The sequence below is a fragment of the Rhizobium sp. AAP43 genome, assembly GCF_001296045.1.
GTDB lineage: Bacteria > Pseudomonadota > Alphaproteobacteria > Rhizobiales > Rhizobiaceae > Allorhizobium.
The window spans coordinates 24,940-36,515 of record NZ_LJHS01000055.1 but is presented as its reverse complement, the minus strand read 5'-3'; the positions used below and the strand labels follow the sequence as shown (position 1 = coordinate 36,515).

Below are 11,576 nucleotides of genomic sequence, written 5' to 3'. Positions count from 1 at the left end.
CAACGATCGTTGGACGAGCTTTAATCGAGACCATCGCCATGGGCAGCTTCTTCATATCCGAAATGGATCGGCTAATTGCACACGGCAAATTGGAGAACTTGGAAAAGCGCTTCACCTCATTCTGGGAAGGCTCCAAGCAAACAGGTATTAAGCCTGTCCACGTCAACGATGCCTTGCGTTATTTCGAGGAGGTTGATGGAAAGTATGTTCGATACCTTGATGAGAAGTATCGCGTTTCCACCGTGCTGTTCGAAGCACTAAGGAAGAAGGGAGCTGAACCTGATCTGCCTGAACAGACATTATCCGCGATGAAGAACTATGACTTCCTCTCGGAAATGTCCCATCCGAATGGCCTCGGCGTGCATTTCATCTATCCATATGTCGACGGCATGGATGAGAAAAATAAAGCGACCACCAATGCACTACTGGACCGCTATCGGTTCCAAGCAAATATGGCGATCTTTCAATGCCATCACCTCAATTCAGCACTCGAGACGACCAAGACGATACCCGACCGTTATCGAGAGGCGTTCATGAAGGGGAAGTGCGCCTGTACGCGAAAATTTCCGAACCCAGCGTTGTATTGAGCTTCGCCCTTTACTATTTTCTTCCGGATCATTGGGTGGAAACTGGCGTTGTTTTACGCATCAGAAAATCATATCGATAAGCTACTTAGAAAGACCTACGGTCAGCTCTTGGGAGACCATCCCGAGAATAATCGCGTAAACTCAAAGAAGGGAGACAGCACTGAGGTCTTTGGAGCACTACTGCAGCTAACAGACCCTAGGGCCCGCCTAAGTCGAGCAATGGGCCGATCCATCCTGTTCAGCGCGGTAGGAGAACTTGCTTGGTATCTCGCCGGCGACGACACAATCGCATTCATCTCGCACTATCTTGGCAGAATATACGCCAAATTTTCTGATGATGGTGGCATCACCGCCAATGGGGCATATGGAAAGCGGATCTTTCTACCGCATGGCGCAAGCCAATGGGATCGCGTGATAAACCTTCTCCGCCAGCGACCCGGCTCTCGTAACGCAGTCATCCAGGTATTCTCCAACGACGACGCGGCGAGAGATAGTAATGACATCCCGTGCACCTGCACGCTCCATTTTGTGATCCGCGGGGCGGCACTTAACTTACATGTGCATATGCGGTCGAACGACGCCTGGATTGGGCTACCGCACGACATTTTTTCTTTCACAATGCTTCAGGAAATCGCAGCGGCCGAGCTGCAATGTGAAATTGGAACTTATCAGCACTCCGTGGCCAGTCTTCACCTATACGATGATAACGAGTTTAAGGCATCCAGGACGTTTGCGCAGCAGTATTGCGACGAGGGCACCTTTGAAGAAATTGCAATGCCGAAAATGCCGGCGGGCGATCCGTGGCCATCAATCCGAGAATTCTTGAATTGTGAGCGCGAGTATCGGGCTGGCAATGTCGATTTTGAGCCATCAAGCACTCTTCCGCAATACTGGCATGACCTTGCAATGATCCCAAAGCTCCATTCAATCATCAAGGGAAAAGTGGAAGGCGTTGATTACGATGGAATGATCTCAGCGCTGCATCCGTGCTACCGAGTTCTGGTTGTCGATCACGTTGATCGGTGGGCCGGATCTGAGCATACAGCTTTCGATATATTGAGGAACCACTGATTTGCCCTTGCGCCATCATGCTGATCGGACAACCGACATTCTCGCAGCACTAGCCGCCTATGAAGCAGACAAAGGTCAGCTCCCTGGATTGACGACCGCTGCACGACGAAGCACGTGGGTCGCTCAGATGATATCGAGTTTACGGCGAATAGAATTCATACGGCTCCTCAACAATCAAAATATCAGTCCGAAGCGGCTAGACCCCAACAATGTGTTGTTCGACCCTCTTAAGGGCGCCGCTCTCTTGGGCCGAAAGGGGCAAATAGACGAGGCCGTATGGCTAACATTCGTAGCGACCCACTTCGGCAAGCATGTCACGGACGGCTGGAAGCTGGCGTCGAACGTCATGGGTTCTTTTGGGCATGGTCCTAAATGGGACTTCGCGACGTATTCGGCCCAGGCAGGGCAGTTCGATGCCATGCTTGTAGCGAACGGAGCGGCCTTGAAGGATAAGGTTGCATCTGGCCGCTTCTCAAATCATCGGCAGTACCAGAGCAAAAACCCAAAAACGATCAGCACGGTCTTCAGCTCGTTTCACGCTTGGCAATGTGCGCAAGGCGGTTTTACCGCGAGAGTACAAGCCATACATAAAACGCACGGGCAAAACCCAACCGACGTGTTCGATCAGCTCTACCGGTCGCTCAAGCCAGTTTTCGGCTTCGGAAGATTGGGCAACTTCGACTTTCTCACGATGTTAGCTAAGTTGAACCTTGCGCCCATTGATGCCGGCAGCACCTACCTTGTCGGGGCCACTGGTCCTCTTGGTGGAGCGAAGCTACTTTTTCATAACAGCACGACCGCCGTCGTTTCGTCGTCGTCGTTACAGAAGCGAGTCGACGAGATGGACGCTTACCTTAGCGTCGGCAAACAGGTCCTAGAAGACAGCCTCTGTAACTGGCAGAAGAGTCCAGATCACTACATCTACTTCAAGGGCTAGTTAGCTCTGGAACGTGAGGATTGTCGTCCCACCGATAACGGTGCTTCATTCTGCTTAGCTTCCCAGGTTCCAGTGCCTTCGCTTTCTCAAGCTGACCAACGATTATCCCAGGCGACACCCCCACCATTTTCGCGGCACGCAAAATAGCTCGCGGATTTGGCTTACCAATCAGCGCATTCCTCACCTCTCTGGGGAGCAAGTAATCCTGAGCGAAAAGGTTCGCCTCCATCTCTTCCTTGGACGAGCCATGGAGAGACGGATCGCTGCCATCGAGATCAAGGTGAGAGTCGCCGTGCATAACCACGTGGCCGGCTTCGTGGAAAAAGGTGAACCAGAAATGATCTTCAGCTCGATGACGGAAGCTGAGATGAATAATCGGATTGCCGCTCGCCAGCTTCCACGTCGCGCCGCTCGCTCTGCAGCCGTCCGGTGCACGTGCAGTGGTTACGGCTACGCCAACCGAGCGGCAAGCCTCAGTCAGACGAGGAAGAAAGATTGACGGCTTCTTAAATACCGAAAGCTTTCGAAGCCGAGGCAGTATGTTCACGAATCCTTCTGGGTTGAACGATGGGAGATCAGTGGTAGCTGCTTGCCGTTCTCCGGCCCGTAACCAGACGAGCGTCGCCATCTCATCGGCCTCAAATGCAAACGAGCGTCGAAAAGCAACCGCGCCGATACCGCCAGAATAACGAGAATTCCAATCGGGAAGACTCGTGCAATCAAAAAATGACAGCAGTGCCTCGCGCAGTTCTTCCTTCTTCGCGCTCCTGGTAATCCACCCATACCTTCGCATCGAAGCCACCGGCATGGCCTTGACCCAGTTAGCATCGGTGTCAGCAGCAGCCGAGAGGCGCGCTAGATCGGACAAGTAAGTTTTGTCGCGTGTAAGCCAAAATCTAGGTGTAGACCCAAGTTGATCTGCCAACGCCGAGGCGAGCGTCGGTGTTATCCGGGCGTTCCCTTCGAGAAGCAGACTGAGAAGAGGCCGATCAAGGCCGAGGCCGTCAGCGAGATCGTCTGCATCAATTTCCCGCGTCACCATCAATCGCTGGATTGTGGCACCTGGAGGAGAAGCCCAGTTTGGCTCGAAACTCATATCAAAACCTTCCCGGCCGAACTTATGTTTCGCAACCGAACACGATAAGCTTTTTGCCATTCACTCTGACGAACGATTGACTTGCCGATCGGTTCAACTTCCAAAAACGTGTCGCCTTCGATGCGATACGATAAACATACATTCTCTTGCTGGCGCGAGACTATCGGGACATCAGGCAATTCGCCCAAAAAGAGAGCTTCTCTGATATCCGCAACCAATGCATGATAACTCGCTGTCAGGCTGGCTCCCAATAGTCTGAGAGCCTCGTCTTTGTCTAGCGTCACATTGCTTATGGCAGTGGATGAGAATTGCAGTTCCAATGATCAATGCCTGCCGTGAGCGATCGAACTTCAAGGTACTGATCAATGAAAAACCCATCGACACCAGTCTTGACTGAATCAGTTGTATGAAACGTTAAATTACCCGGCGAAATCGTATCATCAATAGAAGATCATGCAGTATTATTCTCCTGCGCTACAACGTTACCCCCAACTATATAGACCGGCAGGCCTACACTACGCCCCAAGCCCGAAACCTCCCCCTCCCCGTCATCTCGCGAAGACCAAGCTCCTGCACCATCCGCCGCGCGCCTTGCGGCGTGACCTCAAGCGTCTTTGCCACCATCCCAGCCGAGATCAGCGGCCGCGCAATGACGAGCTCCACGAGCTCCGGCAGCCTGGACGACGCCCGCCGCCCCTCCAGTTTGCGCAGCATCATCTGCCGCGCCAGCACCAACCGGTCATGCTCCTTCAGCCCCGTCTCCGCGGAGATTTTCAGCGCTCTTGATATCGCCAGCAACCGCGTCTCACGATCACGATGCCGGCGCCGATCGACGGGAATGGCTTTCAGTCCGAGATTGATCGCCGCGACATGTGTGCCGGTGGTGACGCCACCCTCACGAAGGATCGAGGCCGCCAGTAGCCTGCCGAGCCAGGGTGCGTGCTGGAGAACGGCGATCTCATTCCAGGCATCCAAGGCAACAATGGCATGGAGAACCGGCGGCAAGTCCTGGGCTCGATCCAGCACGGCCCGCCACTCCCCCAGCCGCTCGTCCTCATCCCAATCAAGGTCGTAAACGAACGGATCCTTGTCCGGAGCGTTTTTCGCGCGCCCCGGCTTCTTCGCTTCTTCGATCGCGGCGTCCGAGCGGGCAAGAACCGCATCGATCGCGGCAAACGCATCACTAAGACCGTCGGCATCAGGATCTTCGGACTCCCCTACCCCACCCCGAGTGTCGCTGACAATATTCCCATCCGGCAAACCCTCCCCGTCGTTCCCCGATGATGCTGCAGGCCACGCCTGCCCGCGGAGGGAGGCGAGGCCTTGAGCAGAGAGCGCCCAGGCGGGTGGATGGGCGGCGATGCGACGGCGGGTTTTCAGGATGTCGCGGGCGATGGTGAGTTCGTGGGTCGGTGCGCGGATGTCGCGAAGGGCATCATGCAGGACGAGGTCTTCGAGATGGACAAGTTCCCCATCGACCCAGAGCGAGGCATACGCATCGAGGAAATGCGAGCGTTCGAGAAAGCCTTCGCCGACGGGAGAGCGAGCGATGCGCTCATCGAGACGGGCAAGCGCGACGGCGGCGTCTGAGATTGGCCGCAACAGGTTCTGGATGGGCAATTTGGCAGGATCGTAAGACATTGAATTTATAGTAAATGATTCGTTAAGCAAAAGCTATATACGGCTTACAGTTCCTTACTTCTCATTGATGTGCCCGCGGTGGCTCACCGCCGATAAGTAACCCTTATCGGAAGTGATTGATTTCAGGGTCCTGAATGCGTAGATTCGGGGCAAATCACGGTGAGAACGTCAGCTGGATGGGCGGATTTGAAGGCGAACAAAAGAGTAGAGAGCAGCTCAGTCGCTGCGAATGGTCGCCTTGTGCCGCTGGCTCCTGGCGAGCTCAACGAACCGGCGCTTCACCTCTTCAAAGAGTGCAGGAGGTAGCGGCCCGTGATACCCGCACTCGCTGTCAACAGGGCGAACGTCGGGCCCTGGCCAGACGAAACGGTTGCTTTCGGTCAGCACGATCCACGACCGCTCATCATCAAGGCCAAGGCGGCGCTTGGTGGCAGGCGGGATTTCGATTGCTTCGCTCGGATCGGACGGTGGCGAATGCGTGATCGGCAAGACACGTACTGCAGGTGTTCCGTCGTCAAGCGTCGCAATAATGGCCAGCACGAGCGCCGGGCGGTCCTTGTCACCCTCTTTCCGTCCGTCCAGATGCTGCCAATGCCAGGATCAAGAATAACGGAAAACCCAGCCGACCCTCGGCTCAGTCGGCAGCATTATTGTCCATCCGAAGTTCGGCATTGAGATGATCCAGGCCCGTCTCCATCGTCGAAGCCTCGATCGCGGCAAGCTCGTCATCACTGATCGAAGCCGTGAGATCGACCCGACGGTCCCTCTTGGCGAGGCGAAGATAGTCCTCATAGGCCATGAGCACTGTGCGCGGTCGGCCGTTCTTGGTGATGATCACCGGCTCTCGCACGGCGGCGGCCTGATAGGCGCCAAAATCCTTCGACACGGCAGCTGCTGTCACGATCGAGGTCATGGCAAATCTCCTTTGTTCCGGAATATGAGGGTTTTACGGAACTTTTGCCAACCTGCCGCTAAACTGGGAAAATGCAGTGACACGAAAGCCGTCAACTCCCAAATCAACCAGAGATACAGTCTCTCTGCGTGAGCAAGAACTCGACACCATCGCCGCTGTGCTCCCCATGGAACGCCGCGATGAACTGGCCGAATTGTTGACGGATCAGGATGTCGAAACGCTTCGTCACCTCGTCAATGAGGGCATGGGCGTTAACACACTTCGTGCTCTCTCATCGGATCTTACCTACCTACAGGCTTGGTCCCTCGCGGCTACCGGACGCTCTCTTCCTTGGCCCGCGCCCGAAGCGCTGCTGCTGAAGTTCATCGCTCATCATCTTTGGGATCCGGAAAAGCGCTTGGCGGATCCGTTACATGGCATGCCGGCAGACGTCGACGACAAGCTTCGCATTCAGGGGTTCCTACGAACGGCAGGACCACATGCGCCAGACACCGTTCGCCGGAGACTAGCCACCTGGTCTACGCTGACGAAATGGCGTGGGCTTCAGGGTTCCTTCGGTTCGCCCTCTATCCGTTCCGCCATCAAACTTGCGATCAGAGCAACGCCGCGACAGAGGAGACGAAAGAGCGGGAAGGCGGTCACCGGCGATGTACTGGCAAGCCTCCTGGCGACGTGCCAAACGGCCGGCCTACGTGATGTCCGGGACCGGGCCATTCTGATGGTCGCCTTTGCCTCGGGCGGCCGTCGCCGCAGCGAAATCGCGTCCCTGAGGACAGAGCAATTGCAGACGGAAGAACCCCTCCAGGTCGAGGACAGCCCTCCCCTGCCCTCCCTCTCCATTCATCTCGGCCGAACCAAGACCAGCGGCGCCATCAACGAGGACGTTGTCTATCTGACCGGCCGTCCCATCGAGGCGCTCAATGCCTGGCTCAAGCTTGCCAAGATCGAAAGCGGCAGCGTGTTCCGGGCCATTGATCGCTGGGGAAATGTCTCAAGGCGCGCACTTGATCCGAAGGCCATCAACGACATCGTCAAGCAGCGCGCCGAATTGGCCGGACTCGATCCGACGGAGTTTTCAGCCCATGGCCTGCGCTCAGGCTATTTGACGGAAGCTGCCAATCGCGGCATTCCTCTCCCTGAAGCCATGGAGCAGTCGCGTCATCGGTCCATCCAGCAAGCTTCGGAATATTACAACGACGCTCAACGACGGAGCGGACGTGCTGCCAGACTGATAGCTTAGCTACTCCAAAGCCGGCGCGTTACCATTTCTGTAGAATATTGGGACGACAAGTTAGGCAGATGCACCAGACGACGATCAGCAACCGTGACATGGGCATTTTCCGGACCAAAGAGGCTAAAGCCGTTATCGCTCCGATATTCGGCAAGTCTGAAGTGACGATGACGAGGATTTACTGCGATAGCCCCGGTCACGGGCTCGTGGATCCTCACGTAAGTGAAGATGCGTTCCTGCTGGCCTACAATCTCCGTGACTATCACGGCGATCTCTGGGTCGACGGCAAGAAGGTCGACTACAAGCTGTCAAAGCGCGGCAATTTCACCATCTACGACTACCGCAGGACGTGGGTAGCCGACATGAAGTCGCCATTTGATGGTCTGGGGCTCCACATCCCGCGGTCTGCGCTCAAAGCCTATGAGGAAGATCTCGGTGGCAAGCACATCGAAACCTTGCAGGCAAAACCCGGGCATCACATTGAAGATCACGTAGTGCAGGGCTTGATCAGCGCCTGCCTGCGCTTCTCCAGCCTGGCGCCACAAGTCGCCTATTTCAGGACCATGTTGCGGCCATTCTGACGTTCCATCTCTGCACGACGTATGGCAGCGTGAAGGCTTCAATGCCGGTGTATGGAGCCCTTGCACCTTGGCAGGTGAGGCGGGCCCTGGAACTGCTGGAGGCAGACCTTGCCGCCGATCTCTCCCTTGCAACTGTTGCGGCCGCCTGTGGGCTCTCACAAGGTCATTTCATCAAAGCCTTCAAGCGGTCACTCGGTCACCCGCCCTATCGTTGGGTAGTTCTGAAGAGGATTGAAAGAGCAAAAGAGCTCCTCAGTTCGACCGACCTTTCGATCTCGGAAATAGCATATCTGTGTGGCTTTTTCGATCAGGCGCACCTGACTAGGACTTTCACGGCCAAGGCCGGGTCCACGCCTGCTCAGTGGAGACGCGCTATTCGGTAGAAGACCACATTTACAAGCCAAATCTCGCACGCATCGCCTGCGCGTGAGTTCTGACCTTTTCCATGACGAAGACGACAATAGTGGTGCTTGAAGACCGCCGCTGTCGTGGCGGCGGTCCTGGCCTCTCGGCTCTGCCTCAGCTTTTCACGAATGCCAGCAGATCCTGATTGAGGACCTCTGCATTGACGGTCAGCATCCCGTGCGAGAGGCCTTCATAGACCTTCAGCGTGCCATTCTTCAAAAGCTTGACCGATAGTTCTGCCGAAGCGGCAATCGGAACGATCTGGTCATCGGCGCCGTGCATAACGAGTGTGGGGACCGTGATAGCCTTCAGGTCCTCCGTCTGGTCAGTCTCCGAGAACGCCTTGATACCATCGTAATGGGCCTTGGCGCCGCCCATCATTCCCTGTCGCCACCAATTGTCGATGACTGCGGGATAGACCTTCGCGTCCGGGCGATTGAAGCCGTAGAACGGCCCGGCCGGCACATCCCGGAAAAACTGAGCACGGTTAGCCGCGAGGGAAGAACGGAAACCATCGAAAACCTCGATTGGCAGTCCACCAGGATAAGCGGCAGTTTTCAACATGATCGGCGGAATGGCGCTGACCAGTACGGCCTTGGCCACGCGCCCCTGTGGTTCGCCGAACTGTGCGACATATCGAGCTACTTCGCCACCACCAGTGGAGTGACCGATATGAACAGCGTTTCGCAGATCGAGCTTTTCGAAGACGGCAGAAGCATCCGCGGCATAGTGGTTGAGATCATGACCGTCACTGACCTGCTGCGACCGACCGTGGCCGCGACGGTCATGCGCAACGACGCGGTATCCGTGGAGGACGAAGAACAGCATCTGCGCGTCCCAGTCATCCGATGAGAGCGGCCAGCCGTGGTGGAAAACGATCGGTTGGGCGTCCTTCGGACCCCAGTCCTTGTAGAAGATTTCGACGCCGTCCTTGGTCGTCACAAAATTCTCGGTCATTGAAATTTTTCCTTCCTGTTGGTGCACAATCGAAGTTCCCGAGGCAAAGACCGGAACTGTCGTTGCCAGCGAAAGCGTGGCCCCCGCGAGCATGACTTGCCTGCGTGACAATCGTAATTCGTAGTTCTCATCCATGATTTGGGTCTCAGTTGATGGACAAGGTCACTCTATCCTCCGACCTCCGTCCGCTCTTGTCACCCAAGGCGGTCTTTTGGAGATTCCTGTCATCGATCGCCGTTTCCAGCTTCAAAGGACGAGAGAGAAACGTCGAGCGGTCCTGTCGCCGCAGATGAACAAGAACATGATCGGCGCACACGACTTCCTGTGTTCCTCACCTGAGCCCGTCTAAAAAGGCGGCCGAAGTCCTCCCTGGCAGACTCAGATTCCGCACGGGAAAATGACTTTTAAAAAGCGACGTGTTTTAAAAGGCTTGCGCTAGTTCGCCGCGGCGAATTTTCTTTTCACAGACAATCCGCGCCTTTTGCCGATGCACGGGAAGCCCGCCCAAGTCTACCCGCATCATGCTCAATCGATAAAAAGGAAGGTTCAAACGCTGTAACTCAATGAATTAAAATAACAATTTACGAAAAAAAACGGCTGACAATTCACTTGCCTCCTGTGTGCACCTCAAGCTGAGACCTCTTTGGTCCTTAAGTGAGGTTATCACTCCCACGGCTACTCAACGAGAATTCGCCTAATTTGAGCTGGAGGTGGCCCATTGTGTGGACAAGTACAGAAGACGTACAGCCTCCCTGGATGACGACCGGAGAAATTCATGCACACCGGCGTCACCCCCAAGTCCTAAAACACGCGATCACAGGCGCCGCTCCGGCCGTCTAAGGCGTGCGGCGAAACCCACTCCGCTCGTGGATAGCGAGCACCCGTGTCGTTTCAGTAGGTGTCTGGAATGAAATGCGCTAGTCATCCCACCCTCAGTCTCTCGGATGCCCTCGCCTTCATCAGCGCCATGATCATCGGTCCGAGCGAGAATTCGCCGCGCCCGGCCCTCCGTGTCAGATCCCTCAGATAGCCGCCGGCAGAATTGATCAGATGCGCTCGTTCCAGCATGCAGGCCATGGCCGCGGCCGCGTTTTCAGGGCCCATTACCTCGCAGGCTTCCTGGTAGGCCGAGGGACTGACGCCCAACATGGAGCGGACCACAACGGCGGCGGCCATCAGGTCGCGCCAGTTCCCGATCTGCCCGCCCGGGCCGTAATCGATCACTTGCGGGCAAGCCTGCAGCACCATTGCAAGCGGATAGGCCTTTACCGGATCTGCCACCCGGATCTTTTCTCGCTCGGCATTCGCCCCCTGCTCTTCTCCTGAGCATGGTTCAAGTTCATATGTGGATTCGGATTTTGAATTCTGTATGTGGCAGCCATTCTGGACTGCATTGCCGTCCGTTTTTTCAGAATTCAGCTGATCTTCCAGCTGGTTGAGGATTTCCTCGCGCAAGAGCGCCATGTCTTCGGAAATAGCTTCGATGGCGGTCCGGCTCGGTGTGCGCGGAAGCTTCGCAAGGATCGACACATAGACGGCCTCAATCGCCGCCCAGTCGCCGCCGGCGCCCTCTTCCATGGCCGCACTGATCAGCTTGCGCACATCCCGGCGGCACAGCGTCAGCGCTTCCTTGGCCCGCTTGAAGCGTCGGGCTTCTTCGGCCACCTGCTGCGCCATGCCGGCAAGCTCATGCGCCCGTGCCAGCAATGGGGAAAGGTCGAAGCCGAATGCCTCCTCGATCGCGCCGTCCTGGTCGCGGTGCACATAGCGCTTGCCGTTCGGGCTGTCGCGCCGCTGGATCAGCCCGGCCTCGACCAGGCTCGCCAGATGGCGTCTCAGCGTCGTGCCGGCAATGCCATGGGCACGTAGAGATAGCTGCGCGTTAGAGGGAAAGACCACCAGCGAAGCGTCGGGCTTCAATTCGTTCTGCGGATAGAAGCTCAACAAGGCGTCGAGAACCGCGATGGCGCGGTCCTGCAAGCCGAGCAAAGGCCGGGCCTCGGCCACGTCGCGAAACACTTTCCATTTGTCCACACCCCGGCTCGGGCGTGATTCGGCCGTCTGCAGCTGCGCTCGTACGAGCCCAAGCGTCATTGGCCGCCGCCCAAAGGGCGTCGTTACATTTCCCCGTTGCATCTCTCTCACCTTTCTTTAGGC

Annotated in this window: 12 protein-coding genes; 6 read left to right on the top strand and 6 right to left on the bottom strand. The window is 56.3% G+C overall.

What is annotated here, in order from left to right; genetic code table 11:
• Positions 1-38: 38 nt before the first annotated feature.
• From IP76_RS20630 to IP76_RS20620, 3 genes are read left to right on the top strand one after another with little or no spacing between them, the layout of a single operon-like run.
• Positions 39-587 carry a hypothetical protein gene (locus tag IP76_RS20630; RefSeq protein ID WP_054160124.1) on the top strand — a complete coding sequence of 183 codons (549 nt, stop codon included), beginning with the start codon at positions 39-41 and terminating at the stop codon, positions 585-587.
• 48 nt (positions 588-635) lie between these two features.
• The gene (locus tag IP76_RS20625) at positions 636-1,658 is read left to right on the top strand and encodes a thymidylate synthase (RefSeq protein ID WP_054160123.1); all 1,023 of its coding nucleotides are present in this window, start codon (positions 636-638) and stop codon (positions 1,656-1,658) included.
• A 1-nt stretch (position 1,659) separates the two neighbouring features.
• Complete coding sequence (locus IP76_RS20620; protein WP_054160122.1) at positions 1,660-2,595, top strand: hypothetical protein; 936 nt, start codon at positions 1,660-1,662, stop codon at positions 2,593-2,595.
• On the opposite strand, the gene IP76_RS20615 is transcribed toward IP76_RS20620, so the two are convergent.
• The 4 genes from IP76_RS20615 to IP76_RS20600 all read right to left on the bottom strand — a co-directional run bounded on the left by IP76_RS20615 (position 2,585) and on the right by IP76_RS20600 (position 6,245).
• The gene (locus tag IP76_RS20615) at positions 2,585-3,691 is read right to left on the bottom strand and encodes an ImmA/IrrE family metallo-endopeptidase (RefSeq protein WP_054160121.1); all 1,107 of its coding nucleotides are present in this window, start codon (positions 3,689-3,691) and stop codon (positions 2,585-2,587) included. The genes IP76_RS20620 and IP76_RS20615 overlap by 11 nt on opposite strands.
• A gap of 510 nt (positions 3,692-4,201) precedes the next feature.
• Complete coding sequence (locus IP76_RS20610) at positions 4,202-5,332, bottom strand: RHE_PE00001 family protein (RefSeq protein ID WP_054160120.1); 1,131 nt, start codon at positions 5,330-5,332, stop codon at positions 4,202-4,204.
• A 216-nt stretch (positions 5,333-5,548) separates the two neighbouring features.
• On the bottom strand, positions 5,549-5,914 hold the full coding sequence (locus IP76_RS20605) for a plasmid maintenance toxin (PemK-like) (protein ID WP_245281535.1): 366 nt from the start codon (positions 5,912-5,914) through the stop codon (positions 5,549-5,551).
• Positions 5,915-5,966: 52 nt separating this feature from the next.
• Entirely contained in the window at positions 5,967-6,245 is a 279-nt protein-coding gene (locus IP76_RS20600; protein ID WP_054160119.1) for a type II toxin-antitoxin system Phd/YefM family antitoxin, read from the bottom strand.
• Positions 6,246-6,369: 124 nt separating this feature from the next.
• Between IP76_RS20600 and IP76_RS20595 the strand changes: the two genes are divergently transcribed.
• The 3 genes from IP76_RS20595 to IP76_RS23725 are packed head-to-tail and all read left to right on the top strand — an operon-like array spanning position 6,370 to position 8,440.
• Positions 6,370-7,485 (top strand): site-specific integrase, encoded by a 1,116-nt coding sequence (locus IP76_RS20595; protein ID WP_245281534.1) that lies wholly within the window; start codon positions 6,370-6,372, stop codon positions 7,483-7,485.
• A gap of 59 nt (positions 7,486-7,544) precedes the next feature.
• Complete coding sequence (locus IP76_RS20590) at positions 7,545-8,057, top strand: hypothetical protein (protein ID WP_054160117.1); 513 nt, start codon at positions 7,545-7,547, stop codon at positions 8,055-8,057.
• Positions 8,058-8,098: 41 nt separating this feature from the next.
• Entirely contained in the window at positions 8,099-8,440 is a 342-nt protein-coding gene (locus IP76_RS23725) for an AraC family transcriptional regulator (protein WP_054160116.1), read from the top strand.
• A gap of 136 nt (positions 8,441-8,576) precedes the next feature.
• Here the strand turns inward: IP76_RS23725 and IP76_RS20580 are convergent, their stop codons facing one another.
• The gene (locus IP76_RS20580) at positions 8,577-9,554 is read right to left on the bottom strand and encodes an alpha/beta fold hydrolase (RefSeq protein WP_054160115.1); all 978 of its coding nucleotides are present in this window, start codon (positions 9,552-9,554) and stop codon (positions 8,577-8,579) included.
• Positions 9,555-10,340: 786 nt separating this feature from the next.
• Positions 10,341-11,555, bottom strand: coding sequence for a plasmid replication protein RepC (gene repC / locus IP76_RS20575; RefSeq protein ID WP_054160114.1), 1,215 nt, complete (start codon positions 11,553-11,555; stop codon positions 10,341-10,343).
• Positions 11,556-11,576: the final 21 nt, after the last annotated feature.